Source organism: Martinezella paranaensis, from assembly GCF_014200235.1.
GTDB lineage: Bacteria > Pseudomonadota > Alphaproteobacteria > Rhizobiales > Rhizobiaceae > Rhizobium > Rhizobium paranaense.
In genome coordinates this window covers 68572-89857 of sequence record NZ_JACHBI010000003.1, presented here as the reverse complement: position 1 = coordinate 89857, position 21286 = coordinate 68572, and the positions used below count along the sequence as shown (strand labels likewise).

Sequence of the window (21286 nt, the reverse complement as noted above, 5' to 3'; positions counted from 1 at the left end):
AAGGGACTGCCGCAATACCTTCACAATCAATCCGCAAAAGCGAACCTCAAGGAAACACCAACCAAGGAATGAGCCATGCCCCTGACGAAAACCAGAGATTTTATTTTTGCCGCTTTTCTCGGCACGACTCTTCTCGTGCCTGCCACCCATAGTTTCGCCGAGGATGCGAGACCGCGCGAGGCGACCATCACGGTCACCGGCGAGGGGCATTCCGCAATCGCGCCGGATATGGCCGTTGTCACGCTCTCGGTCGTCAAACAGGCAAAAGCTGCCCAGGACGCGCTCGATCAGAACAACAAGGCAATGGGCGCGGTGCTGGCGACGCTGAAGGACAGAGGCATTGCGGAGCGCGATCTTCAGACTTCGGGCTTCTCGATCCAGCCGCAATATGTCTATCAGAACGATAAGAACGGCCAGTCCCTGCCGCCGACGCTGACCGGCTATCAGGTGATCAACGGGCTGACGGTGCGCGTGCGGGATCTCTCCAAGCTCGGCGCCCTCCTCGATCAGGCCGTCAATCTCGGCATCAACCAGGGCGGCGATATTCAGTTTACCAACGACAAGCCGGATGCGGCGCTGGAAGAGGCCCGGAAGAACGCCGTGGCCGATGCGGCGGCGAAAGCAAAAACCTTGACCGATGCGGCGGGCGTCAAGCTCGGCCACGTCCTTGCGATCAACGAGGGCGCCATCGTCATGCCGCCGCAGCCACTTATGCGTCAATCCATGGCGATGGCTGCCGAGAAGGCGGTGCCGGTGGCGAGCGGCGAAAACACCTATAACGCCTCGGTCAGCATCACCTACTCAATCCAGCAATAGCTTCAAAACAAAACCGCCCTTCGCTCAGGTCCTAGGGGACCGAACAAAGGGCGGTTTCATGGCCCCCGCCGATAAAAGCGAAAGCGTCAAGCGGTGGTCGTTGGACGCAACTAGGCGTCCGTAGTGATATCAGCGGCCGATCAACGGGCAGCCGCGAACATTGGCGAACATCATCGTGTCCGGGCCACGGCGGCCAAAACCATCGACGATGACGCGGCGCGGCGTTACGTCGACCACGCGAGCGCGGTGCAGGCCGTAGCTACGGGCAACATCCATGGCTTCGCGCGGGTCACAGCCACGGCGCTCGTAGCGCGGCGGCGGGATATCGTAATCCGGCGGTGGCGGCCGGTGCCGGCCCGGGCCGATATAGATGTCGACGCCCTGGGCGGCAGCATATCCCGTAGTCCCCGACAGCGCGGTAACGGTGATCGCGGCAGCGATCCCCAACTTTGCCAGCAATTGTTTCATTTATCCTCCATAGAGCAAATGGCTTTCCCTCATGTGCTTGCCGCCGCTCCTGAGGGAATATCTTGGGAGTAACGGCATGATACTGAACAAGTTCAGAATCAACCGTTCATGCGCTATTCAGGTACAATGAAAGCAAAAGCGAGGCCAGTGGCCGAGTCGCCGCACAGCAGAAAATAACAGCCGCCCTCTTTCATGAGGACGACTCTCCTAATCTTTGAAACAGCGCTGCGGCTGTCCGCCATCAACCGCGAATCACCCATTCAGATTGCATTCAGCACAAATTACGATCGGCTTACGGGAATTTTCGCAGCGTCAGGCAGAAAGATGCAGCACGATTTCGCGTCGGTGCGGACGGTCGCGATGCTCGAAAAGATAGATGCCCTGCCATGTGCCAAGCGCCAGACGACCGCGCGTCACAGGGATGCCGACCGACACCTGCGTCAGCGCCGTCTTGATATGCGCCGGCATATCGTCGGGCCCTTCCGTCGTATGTACGATCCACCGCATTGAAGGGTCGGAAGACGGCGGCACGAGCCGGCGGAAGAAAGCATTGAGATCTGTCTGCACGTCAGGATCGGCATTCTCCTGAATAAGGAGGGAACAGGAGGTGTGACGGACGAAGACGGTCAACAGACCGTCACTGGATGCCGAGCCTGCCGAAGTTGCCGCGCGGACGAATTCCGCCGCCTGGCCCGTGAACTCGTAAAGTCCCTGGCCATGGGTCGACAGGGTGATGACGGTCTGCGGCATGGCATCTCCGGTAGTGATCGCAGCGATGCGCTTGAGGTCGGCCGCAGCGGTCGGAAAGTCAAGCCCGGCCGCCGGGATCAAGAGAGATTAGAGCTGCAGAAAAATATCGAAGCCGCCATAGATCATGCGCTTGCCATCAAAAGGCATATTCGCCATCTCATCCCTCAGCCGCGGATCGGCTATGACCTTTTCCATCACAGTGTCGCGATGCTGGCGAGATTCATAGGTGATCCAGGAAAAGATCACGATCTCGTCTTCCTTGGCCATAACGGAACGGGGAAAGGATGTCAGCTCGCCATAGGGCACGTCGTCCCCAACGGACTCCACGTAGCTCAGCGCTCCGTATTCCTTCCAGACATCGCCGGACTTCCGCGCCAATGTCTTGTAGAGCTCGATCTTGTCTTTCGGAACGGCGATAACAAACCCATCCACATAGGGCATGGCAATCTCCTCTGTTCTGTTTCCACCCCCAAAGACGATTGACTATAGCGCGATCCGACATGGGATGCACTTTCCCATTGCAATTACTCGGATATCGCTTGCCTTATGAGCCCGTTACGGTCGTTCTCCCTGCGGATAAGCTTGGCATTGAAGTTTCATCAATAACGAGAGGATGGTCATGACGATCGAATTCAGGATCGATCCCTATCCTGACAACAACGCACTCAACGCCTTGTGGGCGACGGCTTGGAACGAAGTCGCCGTGCGCGATTTCTCATCGGTTCTGTCGAGAAGCCTCGCCCATATGGGCGCTTTCGACGGAGCGCGCCTGGTAGGATTCGTCAACGTAGCCTCAGATGGTGGCATACACGCCTTTATCCTCGACACCTGCGTCGCCCCGGAATTCCGTCGACAGGGAATAGCGACCAGGCTTGTCGAAATGGCAACGAATGTTGCGCGCGAACGCGGCGCGGAATGGCTACATGTCGATTTCGAACCGCATCTCACCGACCTCTATCGGAGGCTGGGCTTTGCAGCGACGGAGGCCGGCTTGATCAGGCTACGCGATTGACGGCGATCGCCTTTCAAGCAATTGCGTTGACCTGCGATGTCAACCACGTACGGAACAATGCCGCCGATGGATTTTGCAAGGCGTTCGGCGGGTACAGCAGGTTGTAGCTGACGGCTGCCGGCTGAACCTCCACGAAACAACGCACCAACTGCCCCTCCGCAATGTCCTTCGCGACAAGAGAACTGCGAACCAGCGCAAAGCCAAGGCCGTCTCGGCATGCTCCAAGCATATCGGCAAAGGATTCGAAGAGAGGTCCATTCTCGACCGCCTGGCCGATATCAAAATCGGCCATTCCGCCCGCAACATCATGATCAAGCACTTGTTCGTACCAGCGTTGCCAATCGAGCACCGTATGTCGCATGCCGGTGTAACGCAGCAGGGGCGCGGCTTTTATGGCGTAGCGCTTCGGCAGCCGCTCGGACAGTGTTGGCGAGCTGACGACAAACTCCTCATCCATCAGCAATTCATCGAGAACGAGACCGGCTTCGGCTCGCCCGAGCCAGATCGCAAGATCGACGCCATTAGGCCCGAAATCGGGCCGCTGGTAGCCGACGACCATCTTCAGCTCGATGTCGGGATAGCGCTGGCAGAAATCGCCGAGCCGCGAAGCGAGCCACTGACTGGAAAATTCCGGCGTTACCGACAGCGTCAGGGTGCGAACCGACACGCTCGCCCGCGCCTGATACAGCGCTGTCTCCAATTGAGAGATCGTGTCGACGATTGCCGGATGAAGACGCGCACCCAGCGGCGTCAACCTTGCGCCTGAGCGTCCTCGATCGAAAAGCTTACCGCCGATCCAGCCTTCGAGCTGTGAAAGCTGATGGCTGACCGCAGTCTGCGTCAGTCCCATGCGTTCGGCCGCACGACCAAAGCCGCCGGTTTCGACGATGGCGCAAAATGTCTGCAACACGGCCAACGGCGGAAGCGGTCTTTTTCCCATGAAAATCCTTCATGCTTGATCGACGAAGGCTTCATTATACATCGCAAATACGTAGGCGCATTCCTCTATGTCATAAGAACATGGAGCTTATAATAGATGAGAAACATTCATATATTCACTCCGATGCGTCGCGCCCAAAAGTGGCTCGGCCGAATGCTCCGGGCATTTGCTTCTGTGCGAAAGCAGCTCGCCGACAAGGAGGCCGGACGCCAAAGTATCCTGTCAATCAGTGCCCACCTTCAGCGAGATGCCGGGCTGGATAAAATCCCGGACGATCCATGAGCGAAGCCGCCTCACCCCTTGAGTGTCTTCACCTTGGTCAAATCGGGAAAAATCCGCATCCAGAGCAGTACGACCGCGATTGTGCCGATGCCGCCGACGATACCGGTAAGAACCGGGCCGAGCGCGCTGGCGAGCATGCCGGATTCAAATTCGCCGAGTTGGTTGGACGTGCCGATGAACAGGGAATTCACGGCATTGACGCGGCCGCGCATATTGTCCGGCGTCAGGAGCTGCACCAGCGAACTGCGCACGACGACGCTGACCGTATCCGACGCGCCGACGATAAGCAGCGCTGCGACGGAAAGGATGATGTTGGTCGAAAGCGCGAAGACGACGGTGGCAACGCCAAAAACGAAAACTGCGAGCAGCATTTTCTTGCCAGCATCCGTCTGCAGAGGCCGACGCGCCAGCCAGATCGACATGACCAAAGCACCGATTGCAGGTGCGGCACGCAGAAGTCCGAGCCCCCATGGTCCGGCATGCAGGATATCCCGCGCGAACATCGGCAATAGCGCCGTGGCGCCGCCGAGCAGCACGGCGAAAAGATCGAGCGAGATCGTGCCCATCATTACCGGCCTACTCCGGATAAAGGAGACGCCGGCAAAGACCGAACTCAATGTCACGGGCTCGCGTGACGACGGCTGCTTTCGTTCGACGCGGATCGAAATGACATTGAGGCTCGCGATGACATACAGCACGGCGGATACCGCGAAAGGCGCGATCGGACTGACGCCATAGAGCAGGCCACCGAGCGATGGACCGATGATGAAGGCGGTCTGCATCATCGACGTGGAGGTCGCGATCGCCATCTGTAACATCAATGGCGGCACGATATTGGGCAACAGAGCGGCCATGGTAGGGCGTTCGAAGGCGGTGGCGGCGCCCATGACGGCGACTGCAGCGAGGATGCCAGCCGGGCCGATCCAATGCTGCCAGACGGCGACGGCAAGCACCAGCGCGGTCAAGGCTTCGACCAACTGGCAGACCAGGCCGATGCGCCGGCGGTCGAACCGGTCGGCAACATGACCGACGATGAAGGTCAGGATGACCATCGGCAAAAATTGGCAGAAGCCGACCAGGCCAAGGAAGAAGGCGCTATGCGTCTGATCGTAGATCATCCAACCCATGGCGACCGTGACCGACTGGAAACCGATCGAGGAAAAGACGCGAGAGGCAGCGAAGGAACGATATCCGGGATGGCCGAGCACGCTTGCCCGGTCTTGGCTTTGCAGGGTGTCCATATGTCTTTCTTCAGCTCCGGACGCCGCGCCCAGAGCAAGATTTATGAGCAATATGAAATATCTATTGGGTTCCCCTGCTCTGCCCGAATGCCGCGCTTGTCAACCGCATTTTTGTTTCTGATCGGCCATTTGCCGGCAAATACTAAGATCTACAGATCAAATCGTGGTGAAGAGCAACTGAGCACCTTTGTCCTGGCTTGGACCGACCACACGGCGGCGAGTTCTGCCGCAAGGGTCGCGATCAATTTCGGCACATCACTGCTGGCCGCCTCGTGCATAGCCTCGGCGACGATCAGCACGGATCGCGTATCCTCGCGAACGGCGGAAAGACCGCTTTGACGGTTGGTCCAGCGCCGCGCATGCGCCTGACCGGCACCATCGGCAAAGATCACCTCGCGCAGCTCTGGATGCTCTGTTTCGCCGGCGAAGGTCAGATAGGTCTCTCTGCCCGTCGCGTGCCTGACTTCGAGATCGCCGGAAATTTTCGCAAGATCGAAGACGGCAATGGGAATGGCGAAAGCGATCGAGATGGCGTTGCAGAGATCGACGAGCGGATGCAACTGCGGCAGCGATTTTTCCTGGCGGAATCGCCTGAGCAAAGCCTCGGAAGCACAGCGATATTGCGTCGGCTTCAGCCCCATTTTCGAGAAGGTGCGCCGCCAGGCTTGGATCTCCGGCATCTCACCTTCCGGACTGCCCGCCAGCCGTTCCTCGGCGATCGCATGGAACGTCGCGAGACGATCGGTGACGCCCACATTCGCGGTGACTCCTTCCACGAAGAGTGCGCCGGCGACCAGATCGGGGAATTCGTTCCACATCTCATTCGAATGGTGGAAATACATGGCTTTTCCTTCTGCGGTTCTGATTTGGAGCAGAAGAAAAACCCGAAGCCGGCGGCCGGTCTTGAACGAAATTGCAGATGCCTTCAGCGCTTCGTGTCGGCGTAGATGCGTGGCGAGACGCCGAAATTGCGCACGAAGATCCGAGTCATATGGCTTTGATCGGCAAATCCGCTGGCAAAAGCCGCTTCCGCCAGGGGCATGCCAGCGGCGATCAGCCCCCGTGCCCGAAGGATGCGACGCTGAAGCAGGTAGGCGTGCGGTGTCAGCCCCGTTGCCTTGGCAAAACCGCGCAGGAGCTGGAAACGGCTGAGCCCGCTTGCCTCGGCGAGATCGGCCAGCGTCACCGATGCTGCCGGATCGTCATCGATGAGATCGCGGGCACGCCTGATTGCGGCGGGAACATTGGTACCCTCATCCGCTTGCCGCTGTTCGCGCATCACGTCCGCGACAATCGATAACAACAGTCCATCTCGCCGCAACGCAGCTTCCGGGCCATCCTGGCCGGTCACCGTCGAAAACAGTGCTTTGAACCGCACCGCAGCTTGTCCGTTTCGAAGGACGGGAGAAGGAAACTCCCCCTCGCCGCTGCCCCCTTCGCCGATATCGCCCAGAAGATCTCCCACCAGCCGCGGATCGAAATAGAGCATCGACCACGCTCGGCTCTCCCCAACCGGCATGCCGTCATGCACCTCGTTCGGATTGAGAGTGATGATGTCGCCGGCTTCAGCCCGTACCACGCCACGCCCGCTCAGCGACACCTGCGCGCCGCGCTCGATGACGCCGATGCCGAACTGATCATGCGTATGCTTGGGAAAGCTATGTCCGGTCTCCGCCGCCACGGCTTCAACACCAGCAACGGAAGAGCGAAGCATCCTGAACTGGCTGGACCTCATGCGCGCCGCCCGCCCGGCTTGCTGAAACCCGTCATCCCAACACTCGGCCGGGCAACGATACACGACCACCATGCCGCCAGCTTCGGATGATGCTCGATCATTTCCCGCCCCTCCGGCGCCATGAGAAAATAGTCGAACATTGGTGCCACATAGAGATCGGCAAGCGTCAACTCCGGGCCGCACAACCAGGGACCGTCGCCGATCAGATCGGAAAGAGCGGCAAGGCCGATGGCAGCTTTGGCAAGGCTCGCCGCAATCCGCTCTTCATCGGCGGCGATGCCCTTTGCCGGCTTCGAGACCCGTTCCACGCAAACGCCCCAGACCAGATGAGGATAGAGATATCCGTCGGCAATGCTGACGATCTGGTTCATCCGTGCCCGCTGACGAGGCGCAACAGGCTGAAGGCGCGGCCCATCGAATGCCTCATCGACATAGCGTGTGATCGCAGCCGTTTCATAGAGCCGAAAATCACCGTGCTCGAAGGCCGGAATGCGGCCGAATGGATGCCGCTCCAGATAGGATGCCGACGGCCCGCCCTCAGCGAAAATGTCGATCGGCACCCTCTCGTGCTCGACGCCTTTCTCGAGAAGCGCAAGCCGCGCAATTCGCACGTAGACGCTATAGTCTGCGCCAAAGAGGCAGGGCTTTTCCATGTCTCAACGCCATTCTGTTCATCCGCCGACATCTTTTCGAAGTCGGCCGCTGCGGTCAATGGCGACACGGCTGGCCACATCTTCCATATACCCGGTCAGCCGCCGCTGACCGGGTTTCAACAGTGACAAAATCGCCCCCAACACTATCCCAAGGACGCCATGATTTCGCGATAAGCGGCCTCGGGAAAAGCCTTCAGCGTGCGCGAGCGCACGTTGCCGCCCATCCCAAGCGTCAAGGCGAAGCGCGCCATCACCGCGTCATCGGGCGCCTCGCAGACGGCGACCATGTCGTGATCGCCCATGGTCAGGAAAAATTGCTTAAACGAACCGCCCATATCCTGGAGCTGCTTCTTGGCAGCATCCAGCCGCCGCGGCGATTCCTTTACGCTACGCACTCCTTGGTCGGTCCAATTGAGCAGAACGATATAAGTGGTCATCCCACACCTCCTCCGCTGCGTCGCGCATCCATTGAGACGAGCAGGCAGATGACGCAGTAACGGTTTGATCCACGCGTAAGCCCTGGAAAAACCATCCCAGTTTTCGGAATTACGCGCCGCCACCCCGGCGTTTCGGGCCCCGTCCCGTCAATACAGGTCGCGCTTAACAACCATAGGCTTGTCACCTCATGGCGACAATAAACCTAATCCCCACTCATTCGGGTGACGCGCGATGGGATCGCAGGCGAGCCACATCATCTATCTGATGTCTCAGCCGCAAAGGCGCCTTGGGTGTTGGCCGCAACAACGGCCGCCGGCAAGGGTGTGCCGCGTTTGCGCTCACGCGCCAGCGTCAGCAGGCCGGAAAAGATGATGAGGACGATACCGAGCGCCATCGCTAGATCGATGCTGTCATTGAACAGCAGATAACCGAAACCGATCGCCCAAATCATTTGGCTGTATTGCGGCGGCGCGACGAGATTGGCGGGAGCCAACTGCGCCGCGCTCATCAGCAGAACGGTGCCAACAGCGCCGAGAAGGCCGTAGCTCGCGAGGAGTATCCATTGCCACGCCGCTGGCCACGTCATCTCCTGCAGCATCAGCAATCCACTGACGATGAGCGTGCCGAACAACACCGCACCATAAAGCGAGATGCGCTTCTCCTTCGAGCCGAGTGCGCGATTGATGATGATCGAGACGGCCCCGCTCAAGCCGCCGATCGCCGCGCAGAGATGGCCGATCGAAAGCTCGCGAAAGCCCGGCCGCAGCACGATGAGCACGCCGACAAAACCGAGGATGACCGCGGTCCAACGCTGCCAGCGCACATCCTCCTTGAGGAAGACGACAGAAAGAATAGTGACGAAGGACGGCAGGAGGAAGAGCAGCGCGAAAGCCTCTGCCATCGGCAGCTTGGTGAAAGCTATGATCGAACATATGGTGCCGATCGCGCCACAGGCGAAACGCAGCATCCACAACGGCCGGTTCGTCGTCTTGACGACATCCATCCAACCATCCCCGCGCCCCTTCAGGAATGGAATGGCCGCAAAGCCAAACAGCGAGCCGATGAAGGCCACTTCATAGGACGGCAGCGTCCCATGCAATAGCTTGATCGACGCGTCACTGAACGCATAAACGGCATAGGATGCGAATGCCACGAGGACGCCACGCAGCGTTGAATGGCCAGCGGCCATGGATTTGGAATCGGCTGTGATCGATGTCATTAGAATTGTGCGATGCAAAGGGAGGACATTGAATCAGATAGATACAGTGAATTGTATGATGAAATTGGCCGAATTTCGATCGGGCATGGGAATAAACTATTGTTTCAAGCTGACGAGGCGAGTGTTGTCATTCAATTGCTGGGAACGCCCAGTTTCTCCAGCCGACTGACGGGGATGCGACCTTTGATGGCATAGGAGAAAGCGACAACTTTCAAGGCATCGTCATCAACCTGACATTTGAATTGGACCTGTTGCCATCCCTTGGGTGTTTGAACGGCAACGCCATCGCCATAGATGCCAGTATAGATGTACATATTAGGTGAGAGCGCAGAATTGATGAAATTGAGACCATAGGCATTCAAATCATGCCAGTACTGCTGCTTTTGCTCGTTGTTGCAAAGCATCCGCACACGGTCGCGCCGCGGGAGTTTTTTCCAGGCGTCCAACTCGTCCTTTGACATGCGCGCTATTTCCGTGCCGGAGTAGAAGCGCTTGGCCTGGATGACTTTGCCCTGTTGGCCGCCGGTTTTGTCCACCGGCTTTTGTTGCGTCTGCGACGGATCGGATGTCGATGCCTGTTGTGTACCGTCCGCCGGCGACCGCTGCTGCGGTCGAGGTTGAGGCTCGGGAACGAATGTGGTTCCAGCCGTTGGGTCGCTAGCGGCGCCGGAGATCGATTGATCCTGCGATTGTTGCTGTGGCTGTGCGCCGCCGGTCGTCGGAACGGCGACATCCGGGGCGACCTTGGGATCGGCCGCGGCCTGCTGTTGGGCATTCTGATCTACCTGCCCTTCGGCGGTCTTCGCTTGTCCCGCAATGGGATCAGACGCCGCTCCGTCTTTTTGATCCGCCTGCGTTCCTGCTTGATCCGTCGAAGGTTTATCCGGCTCCGCAACCTGGGTATCGGACGCCTGGTCCGTCGCCAGCTCCTGCGGCGTCGGCATTGACGCTGGATCACTGGAATTCGGATCGGTCGCAGATGTTGCAGCATCTGGCTTGGCGGCCTTCGCCTCCGCGTCGGTCTTTGCCGCCTCCTGTGCCTGTTGCTGCTGTGAAGCGGCATCGCTTGGGGACGGCGTCACATCTGTCTTCGGCTGCACGTTGGCCTCCGCCGCAGCTTGCGCGGCCGAAGCATCCAGCGCCGGTTGATCAGCAGTTTGCTGTTGCGGCTGGGTGTTCGCGTCCCTGGTCGGCGGTGTCTGGTCCTGCTTCTGCGCCTCTGTTGCCGGATCGGAGTTGGGCGGCGTCTGGTCTTGCTGCCGCGCCTGCGTCTGGTCTTGCGGCTTCGCCTGATCATCAGCCGGTGTCGGCGACGGCGTATCACTCGGCTGCGGCTGCGCGTCAGCTTGCTGCGTGGCCGGTGACGGCTGATCGGCCTTTACATCGGCAGGCTTATCCGCCTGCGCCGGCTCTTGCGATTTGGCGTTCTGGTCTTGCGCATTCGGATCGGGAGCCTTCTCGGTCTTCGTCTTGCTCTCGTCGCTCAGCTTGTCGGCGGTCTGCTCGCCCTCTGTTTTATCGGCAGATGCTGCCTTTTCCTTCGAAGTATCCTTCTGATCAGGCCTGGGCGTCGGCGTCGGCACGCGGCCGGATCGCTGCTCCTGTGGCTTCGCAGCATTTTGTGCCTGCTCCTTGGGCTGCGGCACCATCTCGACATTGATGCTGTCTTCCGGCTGCGGTATCGGCATCGCCACCACCGGCAGCAAGAAAAGCGCCGCGAAAAACAGGATATGCAGCAGGATCGAAGGGATCAGTCCCCATCGACGCTCATCCGGCTTCCGCTGTTCGGCGACGCGCTCCATCGGTCAGCGGCCGCAAGGCTGACGACGCAGGGCAGACGGAGAAGCGCTCAACAATTTCATCCAAACCTTACCGAACAAACGACATCCCACGATGCCCAGATTCCCGACATATGGTGTTAAACATCAAGGCCAGAAAGAGGCAGCCGGAAAATTGCAGGCTGTCAGTCTGACCACAGCTCCGCAGTGCCCGGAAAACAAACCTGCGTGATCCCAGGCAAAGCCTCGAGGAAGCCCCCCGACAAGGTAACATACAACGTCGCACCTTTAGAAGAACGCGCCGGGAAACGGCGGTGCCGGCATCTCACAAAACGAAAAACCCGGCTCGCTTCCGCGAACCGGGTTCTGATCTCGTAACAGCGCAAATCCCTCAGCTATCGAGGAACGAGCGCAGCTTTCTGGAGCGGCTCGGATGCTTCAGCTTGCGCAACGCCTTGGCTTCGATCTGACGGATACGTTCGCGGGTAACCGAGAACTGCTGGCCGACTTCTTCGAGCGTATGGTCGGTGTTCATGCCGATGCCGAAGCGCATGCGCAGCACGCGCTCTTCGCGCGGCGTCAGCGATGCCAGAACGCGGGTCGTCGTCTCGCGCAGATTCGCCTGAATGGCGGCGTCGATCGGCAGCAGCGCATTCTTGTCCTCGATGAAATCGCCGAGATGGGAATCTTCTTCGTCACCCACCGGGGTTTCGAGCGAGATCGGCTCCTTGGCAATCTTCAGCACCTTGCGCACTTTTTCAAGCGGCATGGCAAGCTTTTCGGCCAGTTCTTCCGGCGTCGGCTCGCGGCCGATTTCATGCAGCATCTGGCGCGAGGTACGAACGATCTTGTTGATCGTTTCGATCATATGCACCGGAATGCGGATCGTGCGCGCCTGGTCCGCGATCGAGCGGGTGATCGCCTGACGAATCCACCATGTGGCGTAGGTCGAGAACTTGTAGCCGCGGCGATATTCGAACTTATCGACCGCCTTCATCAGGCCGATATTGCCTTCCTGAATGAGGTCGAGGAACTGCAGACCGCGGTTGGTGTATTTCTTGGCGATGGAGATGACGAGGCGCAGGTTCGCTTCGACCATTTCCTTCTTGGCGATACGCGCTTCGCGCTCGCCCTTCTGAACCATGTGAACGATGCGGCGGAATTCCGAGATCGAAATGCCGGTTTCGGTCGCAAGGTTCTGAATTTCCTGGCGGATGTCGCGGATCGTGGTGTTTTCGCTCTTGGCGAATTCCTTCCAGCCGCGAGCGGCCAGATTGCCGATCGACTTCATCCAGTTCGGGTCGAGCTCGGCGCCCTGATACTGCTCCAGGAAGCTATCGCGCTTGACGCCGTAGGATTCGGCAAGACGCAGCAGGCGGCCTTCGTTCTGCACAAGGCGCTTGTTGATGTCGTAGAGCTGCTCGACGAGAGCGTCGATACGGTTCTGGTTCAGCGACAGAGACTTGACCGACTTGACTAGCTCATCCTTGAGTTCCTTGTAGCGGCGCTCCTGTGCGGAAGACAGCGTGCCGGAAGCCGACAGGCGCTGCTCGACCTGCTGGTCCTGCAGCTTGCGTAGCTTCTTGTAGGTCTCGGCGATCGTATCGAGCGTCAGCATGACCTGCGGACGAAGCTCAGCTTCCATCGCGGCGAGCGAGAGGCTGGATTCGTCCTCGTCCTCTTCCTCCTCCTCGATCGGCATGCCTTCGCCGCCGACATCGGTGATGTCGTCGTCGCCGGAGGAACGGCCACGGCGGGCCTTTTCCTTCTCTTCAGCGGCCTTGCGGTCCGCCTCGATCTTTTCCGGGCTCTGGAACTGCGGCGCAGCCTTGGCCTCGGGACCGGAATAGGTCGTTTCGAGGTCGATGATTTCGCGGAGCAGCGTGGTGCCTTCGTTGAGTTCGTCGCGCCAGATGATCAGCGCCTGGAACGTCAACGGGCTCTCACAAAGACCGCCGATCATGGTTTCGCGGCCGGCCTCGATGCGCTTGGCTATCGCGATTTCGCCTTCGCGCGACAGCAGTTCGACGGAACCCATCTCGCGCAGATACATGCGCACGGGATCGTCGGTGCGATCGGTCGGCTCTTTCTTCTTGGTGGTTGCAAGCGCTGAACCGCCGGAAGGCGCAAGCTCGCCGCCTTCGCCATCCTCGTCGCTGCTGGAATCGTCGTCGTCGCCGCCACTGGCTGCCGCGCCCGCCTCTTCGACATCCTCGTCTTCGATGACGTTGATGCCCATATCGGAGAGCATAGCCATCGTGTCTTCGATCTGCTCCGACGTCACTTCTTCGGACGGCAGAACGGCGTTAAGCTCGTCCATCGTCACATAGCCGCGCTTCTTCGCGGCCTTGATCATCTTTTTGACCGCGTCGTCGGAAAGATCGAGAAGCGGGCCATCCGAGGCGCCGTCGCGTTCGACTTCAGCTTCTTCGTTCTCTTTGACCTTGGTTGCCATCTCTATATCGTCGCTTTCCCTGACGCTTAAACTACACGCGGTGAATGACCGCTCTGGCCCGGCGCGCTTCGCGCCAGCCCCGAATCACCGACAAACACCTAACGGAATGACCTTTAATGCCTGATTAACCACGATCGCCGGCTCCGAACAGCAAAGCTGGATTGCGTTTGGAATTCCGGCCATGGTATATGTGATCCGCCTGACCCAGTTCACCGTTTTTCCGAGGACAAACGGTGATTCCTACAATTTTTGTTCTCGTCAAGCTTTTCCAGCAAAAAAGCCTGTTAAAATCGTGAAAAAGCCTTATCCACAGGCCCAACACGCCCAGAAACGATTGCTTCCCGTATTTAGGAAGTCCCCGTGCGATGACAAGGGCAGGTCTATGAAACCACCCGTATTTCCGCAGTTCGCGGCAATATTGATGCGATCGGGCCACAATTTTGCTCAAATCCAGTCCATCACCACCTTGCCGGAGTTACCGGAACGCATGGCTTCGAAGCCATCGCGGAAATCATCGATTCCGATACGGTGGGTAATGACCGGCGAGACGTCGAGCCCGCCCTGAACGAAGGCGATCATCTTATACCAGGTCTCGAACATCTCGCGGCCGTAGATGCCTTTCAGATTGAGCATCTTGAAAATCACCTTGTTCCAGTCGATCTCGAAGCCGGCCGGCGCGATGCCAAGAATGGCGATCTTGCCGCCATTGTTCATCTTGTCGATCATGTCGCGGAAGGCGGGGGCTGCACCCGACATTTCCAGACCGACATCGAAACCTTCGGTCATGCCGATAGACTTCATCACATCGGCAAGATTTTCTTTTGAAGCATCGACAACATGCTCGATACCGAGCTTGCGGGCGAGCGCCAGCCGGTTGGGATTGATATCGGTGATGACCACCTTGCGGGCGCCGGAACGCTTGGCGACCATGGCGCCCATGATGCCGATCGGCCCCGCGCCGGTGACCAGCACATCCTCGCCCACCAGATCGAAGGAAAGTGCAGTGTGTACCGCATTGCCGAAAGGATCGAAGATCGCCGCCACCTCATCCGGGATATCGTCGGGGATCGGCACCACGTTGCTTTCCGGAATGCAGACGAATTCACCGAAGGAGCCCGGACGGTTGACGCCGACACCCTGCGTATTGCGGCAGAGATGCCCCCTGCCCGCCCGGCAGTTGCGGCACTTGCCGCAAACGATATGTCCCTCGCCGGAAACGCGCTCGCCGACGTGATATTTCGTGACCGCCGAGCCGATCTCGGCAATTTCGCCACAGAATTCATGACCGACGACCATCGGCACCGGAATGGTCTTCTGCGCCCATTGGTCCCAATTCCAAATATGCACATCCGTGCCGCAGATCGCCGATTTTTTGACCCGGATCAGCACATCATTCGGCCCAACCTCGGGAACCGGAACATGCTCCATCCATAGCCCGACTTCCGGCTTCGATTTGACCAGCGCCTTCATCATGTTCGACATGAGCTGTCGTCTCCATCCGATTCAAATGATTCCGAGTTCACGTCCCGCCTCAGCGAAAGCGGCAATCGCGCGCTCGACATCGGCTTTCGAATGCGCCGCCGACATCTGCGTGCGGATGCGCGCCTGGCCCTTCGGCACGACCGGGAAGGAGAAGCCGATGACGTAGACGCCCTTTTTCAGCATCAGCGCCGCCATCTCCTGCGCCAGCTTCGCATCGCCGAGCATGACGGGAATGATCGGGTGATCGGCGCCCGCCAAAGTGAAACCGAGCTTGGTCATTTCACTACGGAAAAACTCCGTATTACCACGGAGTCGGTCGCGCAGATCGCTGCCGTTTTGGATCAGCTCGAAGACCTTCAACGAGGCGGCCGCGATAACCGGAGCCAGGGTATTGGAGAAAAGATAGGGGCGCGAACGCTGGCGCAGCCAATCGACGATCTCAGCCTTGGCCGAAGTGTAGCCTCCCGATGCACCGCCGAGCGCCTTGCCAAGCGTACCGGTGATAATATCGACCCTGCCCTCGACACCGCAATGTTCCGGCGAGCCGCGACCGTGATCGCCGACAAAGCCGACGGCATGGCTGTCATCGACCATGACCATTGCGCCATATTTTTCGGCAAGATCGCAGACGCCCTCGAGATTGGCGATGATGCCATCCATGGAGAAAACGCCATCGGTAGCGATCAGCTTGAATCGGCTGCCCTCCGCCTTCTTCAGCTCCTCCTCCAAAGCCGCCATGTCATTGTTGGCGTAGCGAAAGCGTTTCGCCTTGGAGAGGCGCACGCCGTCGATGATCGAGGCGTGGTTCAGCGCGTCGGAGATGATGGCGTCCTCCTCCGACAACAGCGTCTCGAACAGTCCGCCATTGGCATCGAAGCAGGAGGAATAGAGGATGGTATCCTCCATGCCCAAAAAGGCCGATATCCTTGCCTCGAGCTGCTTATGCTCCTCCTGCGTCCCGCAGATGAAGCGCACCGAGGCCATGCCATAACCATAGCGATCAAGTGCCTTCTTCGCAGCCTCGGCCAGTTCCTCGTTGTCGGCGAGCCCGAGATAGTTGTTGGCACAGAAGTTCAGCACCCGCTCGCCGCCAGCCACGGCGATCTCGCCCGCCTGCTTGGATGTGATGATCCGCTCGGACTTATAGAGGCCTGCCTCCTTCAGACTGGCGATTTCGGATTGAAGATGGGAGATGAAGGCAGATGTCATGATGAACGCGCTTTCTCGAAAAGAGATGGAACCATCTAACGACGACATCATCGAATTAGCACATCTGCACACACCATGTCGCGAGGAAGGCGTCAGCGCGACGGTCAAAAGTGTCGCTGGCTTGAATATCGCCGCCGTGATATACAGATATACATGGGAGATATATCGATGGCACTTTATATTCGCGATGCGGAAGTAGACTCCTTAGCTAACGAAATTCAGAAATTGACCAAGGCGCCCACGAAAACGGAGGCGGTTCGCCAAGCGCTGAAACATGAGCTTGCACGCGCAAGGAAGGAGCTTCCGCTGCGCGATCGACTGGCCCGCGCCAAAGCAATGGCCGATGCACTAGGCCCCAATGATCCAAATTTCGATATGAAAGCGTTCACTGATGAAATGTGGGGCGATGACTGATGTTTATCGACGCATCGGCAATTGTCGCAATACTTGGCGAGGAGCCAGGCTATGAGGAAATTGAAAAAAGCCTGGCGAAGGTCAACAGCGATTTCTATGTATCGCCACTCGTGAAGTTCGAGGCAACCTTAGCCCTCGCCCGTCGTAAAACCCCGGTCCCCGGGCAAAAACCATCACCATCTCTCCTTCGACGGGCCGGACAAGCTATTGATACATTTATCGAGGATATCGGGGCGCAGGAGATCGAAATCTCATCGGACATTGGCAAAGCCGCACTGGAAGCAAGCGCTCGATATGGCAAGGCGGTAGGTCACAAAGCCGATCTCAATTTTGGCGATTGTTTCGCTTATGCTTGCGCCAAAGCCCTGAATGTGGGCTTGCTCTACAAGGGAAATGATCTCGCTTTCACTGATATCGGGTAAAGGAAAGCCCCTGCCGCTCATCCCTCTTCGAACGCCCGGATAACCTTCAAGAACGCATCTCCGTAGCGTTCCAACTTTGACTGCCCTACGCCCGAAATTTCCAGGAGGGCATCGCGGCTTGTCGGCCGCTCCGTAGCAAAGGCAATCAGTGTCGTATCCGGGAAAACGACGTAGGGCGGCACGCCGAGCGCCTTAGCGATCCTGGCGCGCTCGCTTCTCAACGCCTCGAACAGCGGCTGAGCCTCGCTCGACAGGCTTGACTGCCGCTTCTCGATCCGCGCCGCCTTCTTGGCGCGACGCCCCGCCTCCGGCCTGTCCTTGCGGAAGAAAACCTGGCGCTCGTGCTTGAAGACCGCCCGCGCCTCCGGCTCGAGCTTCATCGCGCCGAAAGCGGCGTGATCGATGCTGACGAAGCCGCTTGCCAGCAATTGGCGGAAGACAGACTGCCAGGTGCGGGCGGGAATATCTTTGCCGGCCCCGAAAACCGGCATGTTCACATGACCGAAACGCTCGGTCTTCTCATTGACCGTCCCCATCAGCACATCGATGACATGGCCGGTGCCGAAGCGCTCGCCGGTGCGGTAGACCGCGGCGAGCGCCTTGATCGCCGCTTCCGTGCCATCCCAAGTCTCGACCGGTTTCAGGCAGGTGTCGCAATTGCCGCAGCCGCCGCCATGCCCCTCGCCAAAATGCGCAAGGATCGCCTGTCGCCGGCAGCCGGCCGTCTCACAGATCGCAAGCAATGCGTTGAGCTTGGCACGCTCGACGCGTTTGATCTCTTCCGCAGCATTGCCCTCATCGATCATCCGCCGCCGCTGGATGACGTCAGCCATGCCATAGGCCATCCAGACTTCGGACGGTAGGCCGTCGCGTCCCGCGCGCCCGGTCTCCTGATAATAGGCCTCGACGGAACCGGGCAGATCGAGATGGGCGACATAGCGGACATTCGGCTTGTCGATGCCCATGCCGAAGGCGACCGTCGCCACCAGGCAAAGATCCTCTTCCTTCAAGAAGGCATCCTGATTGGCATCGCGCACCGACCGATCCGTGCCGGCATGATAGGCAAGCGCGCGAACGCCCTGCCCGTTCAACCACTCCGCCGTATCCTCGACCTTGGCCCGCGACAGGCAATAGACAATGCCGCTATCGCCGCGATGACCATCGAGGAAACGCAGCAATTGCTGACGCGGCTGATCACGCTCGACGATCTCATAGGTGATATTCGGGCGATCGAAGCTGGTGGTGAACACCTTGGCGTTATCGAGCGCCAGCCTCTCGATGATATCGTCGCGCGTGTGCGGATCGGCCGTCGCCGTCAACGCGATGCGCGGCACATCGGGAAAGAGTTCCGCAAGCTTGCCGAGATCACGGTATTCCGGCCGGAAATCATGTCCCCATTGCGAGACGCAATGCGCCTCGTCGATCGCGAACAAGGCAATCTTCGCCTTGGCGATCATCTGGCTGAAGCCGTCGGTCAAGATGCGTTCGGGCGTGACATAGAGCAGATCGAGCCTGCCCCCGGAGATGGCGCGATAGACATCACTTGCCTCATCCCGCGATAAGGACGAGTTCAGCGCCGCCGCCCGGATGCCGAGCTGTTTCATCGCCTCGACCTGATCGCGCATCAGGGCGATCAATGGCGAAACGATGATGCCGAGGCCATCGCGGCACAACGCCGGAATCTGGAAACAAAGCGATTTGCCGGCGCCGGTCGGAAACAGCACGACCGCATCGCCACCGGAAACCACATGCTCGACCACCTGCTGCTGCTTGCCGCGAAAGGCGGAATAGCCATAGACCCGCTTGAGGATATCGAGCGGCGCCGCTCCCGAATTGTCTCTCCCGAACAGCGCATCATCGGCGGAAAACCGCGGCTCCTGTCGATCTGGCAGTGACATCTATCCCTATTTCCCCGCTGCCCCTTTGATGCGACCGGAAAGCACGCCAAAGCCATCAATGATCGCTTCCTGGTTTTCGAGGCGCAAAGCCTCGAGCTGCACTTCCTGCAAAGCGCGCATCAACTGCTCGATAAGGTCGCCGTCACCCTCTTCCGTTGCCTCGGCGATCGCGCTTTGCAGCTCGATCTTGTGCCAACGCAACGCCTTCGACCGCTTGTGAAGCGCAAGCGCCTGGCGATATCCCTCGCGCGCATCTTCCGTGGCGGCTTCCTCGGTCGCCGTCCAAAGCCGGGCATTGCGCACCTGCTGGTCGAGGCTCTTCAGCAATGCGGCAAAACCCTGCTCCTCCAACTGCTCGAGCAGCCGCTCGCGATTGAGCTGCGGGCCGGCCATGGCTGCTGCCGTGCCGAGCATGGCGGACCACAGACGCTGCAATTCGCGGCTTTCGTAATCGATCGCAGCGATCTCATCATATTCGTCCTGCAGCAACGCCGGATGATTGACGATGGTCAACGCCAACACGCTCTCGCGCAGCCCCGGTATGTCCTGATGACCCTTGATCATGCCTGAACGCGTCAAGCGATCCGACGCCGTTATATTGGCGACCTGCTGCCGATCACGGGTCGACCCGCCGCGGCCACCGAAATTGCGGCCATTGCCTTCGCGGGAAAAACCGCGCCCCTGCTGATTGCCGCCGCGCTGGAACTGCGGCTGGAACAGCCCGTTCAGCCGGTCGCGCATGTCCTGCTGATAATGCCGGCGGACATTCTCGTCCGATATGACCGAAACCATCTGCTTCAGCCGCGCCTCAAGTTCGGCGCGCGCCTCCGGTGTGTCGAAGGTGCCACTGCCCGCTTCGCGACTCCAGATCATTTCCGCCAGCGGCTTTGCCTGCGCCATGACCTTGTCGAAAGGTGCGCGGCCATCGTGGCGGACGAGATCATCGGGATCCTTGCCGTCGGGCAGCAAGGCGAAGCGCACGGTACGGCCCGGCTTGATATGTGGCAGCGCCAGATCGGCGGCACGATTGGCGGCGCGAATGCCGGCGCCGTCGCCATCGAAGCAGAGCACCGGCTGGGGCGTCATCTTCCACAGGAGTTCGAGCTGGTTTTCCGTCAGCGCCGTGCCGAGCGGCGCAACCGCGTTCTCGACGCCAGCCTGATGCAGCGCGATGACGTCCATATAGCCTTCGACGGCGATGATCGTCCCTGCACCGTCGTTCCCCTGGGCGGCACGGCGCGCACGCGTGAAATTGTAAAGCACATTGCCCTTGTGAAAGAGTTCGGTCTCGTTGGAATTGAGATATTTGGCCGGCGCATCCGGCGACATGGCACGGCCGCCGAAGGCGATCACCTTTTCACGCGAAGACAGGATCGGGAACATGATACGATCACGGAAGCGGTCGTAGGAGACCGGCACATTCTCGTGCACGACAAGGCCGCAAGCTTCCATCTGCTCTTTCAAGACGCCTTTGCCGGCTAAAAACTCCTTGAGTGCATTGCGGCTGTCCGGCGAATAGCCGAGGCGGAAGGTCTCGATGGTGCGGCCGGTCAGGCCGCGATCGCGCAGATAGGCGCGCGCCCTTGCACCGTTTGCCGCCTGGAGCTGATCCTGAAAGAACTGCGTTGCCATTTCCATGACATCGAGCAGCGATGTGCGCTCCTTTTCGCGCTTTGCCTCCATGGGATCGGCGACCGGCATGGGAAGGCCCGCCATGTCGGCGATCTGCTGCACCGCTTCGGGGAAGCTGAGCCCCTCGATCTCGGTCAGAAAACGGAAATGATCGCCCGTGACGCCGCAACCGAAGCAGTGATAACGGCCCTTGCGGTCCTCGCAGTGGAAGCTCGGTGACTTTTCGCCATGGAACGGGCAGCAGGCCCAATAATCGCCGCGCGGCACATTGGTCTTGCGCCGATCCCAGGTCACACGTCGACCGATCACGTCCGAAATGGGAACGCGGTCGCGAATCTCATCGAGAAACGTATTGGAAAATCGCATGACTACCTCTGGCTTGCCCCCATATAATCAGGAACGGAGCGCATTGCCACGAGAACCCTCCGCCACGCCCGCTATT

At 59.3% G+C, this 21286-nt stretch carries 20 protein-coding genes; 4 read left to right on the top strand and 16 right to left on the bottom strand.

The window, feature by feature from the left end; translation table 11 throughout:
- Positions 1-75 precede the first annotated feature (75 nt).
- Positions 76-816, top strand: a complete 741-nt coding sequence (locus GGD50_RS09290) for an SIMPL domain-containing protein (RefSeq protein ID WP_107108593.1) — start codon at positions 76-78, stop codon at positions 814-816.
- Between the two features lie 129 nt (positions 817-945).
- On the opposite strand, the gene GGD50_RS09285 is transcribed toward GGD50_RS09290, so the two are convergent.
- The 3 genes from GGD50_RS09285 to GGD50_RS09275 all read right to left on the bottom strand — a co-directional run bounded on the left by GGD50_RS09285 (position 946) and on the right by GGD50_RS09275 (position 2475).
- Positions 946-1284, bottom strand: coding sequence for a hypothetical protein (locus GGD50_RS09285; RefSeq protein ID WP_107108594.1), 339 nt, complete (start codon positions 1282-1284; stop codon positions 946-948).
- Positions 1285-1596: 312 nt separating this feature from the next.
- A complete protein-coding gene (locus tag GGD50_RS09280; protein ID WP_107108836.1) occupies positions 1597-2034 on the bottom strand; it encodes a secondary thiamine-phosphate synthase enzyme YjbQ in 438 nt (145 codons plus the stop codon).
- An 87-nt stretch (positions 2035-2121) separates the two neighbouring features.
- The gene (locus GGD50_RS09275) at positions 2122-2475 is read right to left on the bottom strand and encodes a DUF1428 domain-containing protein (protein WP_107108595.1); all 354 of its coding nucleotides are present in this window, start codon (positions 2473-2475) and stop codon (positions 2122-2124) included.
- A gap of 178 nt (positions 2476-2653) precedes the next feature.
- Between GGD50_RS09275 and GGD50_RS09270 the strand changes: the two genes are divergently transcribed.
- A complete protein-coding gene (locus tag GGD50_RS09270; RefSeq protein ID WP_107108837.1) occupies positions 2654-3046 on the top strand; it encodes a GNAT family N-acetyltransferase in 393 nt (130 codons plus the stop codon).
- A 13-nt stretch (positions 3047-3059) separates the two neighbouring features.
- On the opposite strand, the gene GGD50_RS09265 is transcribed toward GGD50_RS09270, so the two are convergent.
- From GGD50_RS09265 to GGD50_RS09215, 11 genes are all read right to left on the bottom strand, one after another.
- Positions 3060-3986, bottom strand: a complete 927-nt coding sequence (locus GGD50_RS09265) for a LysR substrate-binding domain-containing protein (protein WP_107108596.1) — start codon at positions 3984-3986, stop codon at positions 3060-3062.
- 293 nt (positions 3987-4279) lie between these two features.
- A complete protein-coding gene (locus GGD50_RS09260) occupies positions 4280-5509 on the bottom strand; it encodes an MFS transporter (RefSeq protein ID WP_107108598.1) in 1230 nt (409 codons plus the stop codon).
- A gap of 149 nt (positions 5510-5658) precedes the next feature.
- Entirely contained in the window at positions 5659-6351 is a 693-nt protein-coding gene (locus GGD50_RS09255) for a B3/B4 domain-containing protein (protein WP_107108599.1), read from the bottom strand.
- Between the two features lie 83 nt (positions 6352-6434).
- Positions 6435-7244, bottom strand: a complete 810-nt coding sequence (locus GGD50_RS09250) for an AraC family transcriptional regulator (RefSeq protein WP_107108600.1) — start codon at positions 7242-7244, stop codon at positions 6435-6437.
- Positions 7241-7897 carry a glutathione S-transferase family protein gene (locus GGD50_RS09245; protein ID WP_107108601.1) on the bottom strand — a complete coding sequence of 219 codons (657 nt, stop codon included), beginning with the start codon at positions 7895-7897 and terminating at the stop codon, positions 7241-7243. Before GGD50_RS09245 ends, GGD50_RS09250 begins: the two co-directional genes overlap by 4 nt.
- Positions 7898-8040: 143 nt before the next feature.
- Complete coding sequence (locus GGD50_RS09240) at positions 8041-8334, bottom strand: GYD domain-containing protein (RefSeq protein WP_107108602.1); 294 nt, start codon at positions 8332-8334, stop codon at positions 8041-8043.
- A gap of 254 nt (positions 8335-8588) precedes the next feature.
- The gene (locus GGD50_RS09235; protein ID WP_107108603.1) at positions 8589-9554 is read right to left on the bottom strand and encodes a DMT family transporter; all 966 of its coding nucleotides are present in this window, start codon (positions 9552-9554) and stop codon (positions 8589-8591) included.
- Positions 9555-9685: 131 nt separating this feature from the next.
- Positions 9686-11356 (bottom strand): DUF930 domain-containing protein, encoded by a 1671-nt coding sequence (locus tag GGD50_RS09230; protein WP_107108604.1) that lies wholly within the window; start codon positions 11354-11356, stop codon positions 9686-9688.
- A 367-nt stretch (positions 11357-11723) separates the two neighbouring features.
- Positions 11724-13787 carry an RNA polymerase sigma factor RpoD gene (rpoD, locus tag GGD50_RS09225; protein ID WP_107108605.1) on the bottom strand — a complete coding sequence of 688 codons (2064 nt, stop codon included), beginning with the start codon at positions 13785-13787 and terminating at the stop codon, positions 11724-11726.
- Between the two features lie 444 nt (positions 13788-14231).
- Positions 14232-15269, bottom strand: coding sequence for an L-threonine 3-dehydrogenase (gene tdh / locus GGD50_RS09220; protein ID WP_107108606.1), 1038 nt, complete (start codon positions 15267-15269; stop codon positions 14232-14234).
- Positions 15270-15290: 21 nt separating this feature from the next.
- Positions 15291-16478: a glycine C-acetyltransferase gene (locus GGD50_RS09215; protein ID WP_107108607.1), complete on the bottom strand. Its 1188-nt coding sequence runs from the start codon at positions 16476-16478 to the stop codon at positions 15291-15293.
- A 168-nt stretch (positions 16479-16646) separates the two neighbouring features.
- Between GGD50_RS09215 and GGD50_RS09210 the strand changes: the two genes are divergently transcribed.
- Together GGD50_RS09210 and GGD50_RS09205 are read left to right on the top strand one after the other, a co-directional pair.
- Complete coding sequence (locus tag GGD50_RS09210) at positions 16647-16892, top strand: type II toxin-antitoxin system VapB family antitoxin (protein WP_107108608.1); 246 nt, start codon at positions 16647-16649, stop codon at positions 16890-16892.
- A complete protein-coding gene (locus tag GGD50_RS09205) occupies positions 16892-17314 on the top strand; it encodes a type II toxin-antitoxin system VapC family toxin (RefSeq protein WP_107108609.1) in 423 nt (140 codons plus the stop codon). Before GGD50_RS09210 ends, GGD50_RS09205 begins: the two co-directional genes overlap by 1 nt.
- 17 nt (positions 17315-17331) lie before the next feature.
- Here the strand turns inward: GGD50_RS09205 and recQ are convergent, their stop codons facing one another.
- Together recQ and dnaG are read right to left on the bottom strand one after the other, a co-directional pair.
- On the bottom strand, positions 17332-19212 hold the full coding sequence (recQ, locus tag GGD50_RS09200; RefSeq protein WP_107108610.1) for a DNA helicase RecQ: 1881 nt from the start codon (positions 19210-19212) through the stop codon (positions 17332-17334).
- A gap of 6 nt (positions 19213-19218) precedes the next feature.
- Complete coding sequence (dnaG, locus tag GGD50_RS09195) at positions 19219-21210, bottom strand: DNA primase (RefSeq protein ID WP_107108611.1); 1992 nt, start codon at positions 21208-21210, stop codon at positions 19219-19221.
- Positions 21211-21286: the final 76 nt, after the last annotated feature.

Bases quoted from the DNA above. Each gene is read 5' to 3' on its own strand.
- GGD50_RS09215 (WP_107108607.1), bottom strand. From the start codon at position 16,478: ATGACATCTGCCTTCATCTCCCATCTTCAATCCGAAATCGCCAGTCTG.
- rpoD (WP_107108605.1), bottom strand. From the start codon at position 13,787: ATGGCAACCAAGGTCAAAGAGAACGAAGAAGCTGAAGTCGAACGCGAC.
- dnaG (WP_107108611.1), bottom strand. From the start codon at position 21,210: ATGCGATTTTCCAATACGTTTCTCGATGAGATTCGCGACCGCGTTCCC.
- GGD50_RS09285 (WP_107108594.1), bottom strand. From the start codon at position 1,284: ATGAAACAATTGCTGGCAAAGTTGGGGATCGCTGCCGCGATCACCGTT.
- tdh (WP_107108606.1), bottom strand. From the start codon at position 15,269: ATGTCGAACATGATGAAGGCGCTGGTCAAATCGAAGCCGGAAGTCGGG.
- GGD50_RS09210 (WP_107108608.1), top strand. From the start codon at position 16,647: ATGGCACTTTATATTCGCGATGCGGAAGTAGACTCCTTAGCTAACGAA.
- GGD50_RS09235 (WP_107108603.1), bottom strand. From the start codon at position 9,554: ATGACATCGATCACAGCCGATTCCAAATCCATGGCCGCTGGCCATTCA.
- GGD50_RS09205 (WP_107108609.1), top strand. From the start codon at position 16,892: ATGTTTATCGACGCATCGGCAATTGTCGCAATACTTGGCGAGGAGCCA.
- GGD50_RS09260 (WP_107108598.1), bottom strand. From the start codon at position 5,509: ATGGACACCCTGCAAAGCCAAGACCGGGCAAGCGTGCTCGGCCATCCC.
- GGD50_RS09280 (WP_107108836.1), bottom strand. From the start codon at position 2,034: ATGCCGCAGACCGTCATCACCCTGTCGACCCATGGCCAGGGACTTTAC.
- GGD50_RS09255 (WP_107108599.1), bottom strand. From the start codon at position 6,351: ATGTATTTCCACCATTCGAATGAGATGTGGAACGAATTCCCCGATCTG.
- GGD50_RS09290 (WP_107108593.1), top strand. From the start codon at position 76: ATGCCCCTGACGAAAACCAGAGATTTTATTTTTGCCGCTTTTCTCGGC.
- GGD50_RS09265 (WP_107108596.1), bottom strand. From the start codon at position 3,986: ATGGGAAAAAGACCGCTTCCGCCGTTGGCCGTGTTGCAGACATTTTGC.
- GGD50_RS09250 (WP_107108600.1), bottom strand. From the start codon at position 7,244: ATGAGGTCCAGCCAGTTCAGGATGCTTCGCTCTTCCGTTGCTGGTGTT.
- GGD50_RS09245 (WP_107108601.1), bottom strand. From the start codon at position 7,897: ATGGAAAAGCCCTGCCTCTTTGGCGCAGACTATAGCGTCTACGTGCGA.
- GGD50_RS09275 (WP_107108595.1), bottom strand. From the start codon at position 2,475: ATGCCCTATGTGGATGGGTTTGTTATCGCCGTTCCGAAAGACAAGATC.
- recQ (WP_107108610.1), bottom strand. From the start codon at position 19,212: ATGTCACTGCCAGATCGACAGGAGCCGCGGTTTTCCGCCGATGATGCG.
- GGD50_RS09270 (WP_107108837.1), top strand. From the start codon at position 2,654: ATGACGATCGAATTCAGGATCGATCCCTATCCTGACAACAACGCACTC.
- GGD50_RS09240 (WP_107108602.1), bottom strand. From the start codon at position 8,334: ATGACCACTTATATCGTTCTGCTCAATTGGACCGACCAAGGAGTGCGT.
- GGD50_RS09230 (WP_107108604.1), bottom strand. From the start codon at position 11,356: ATGGAGCGCGTCGCCGAACAGCGGAAGCCGGATGAGCGTCGATGGGGA.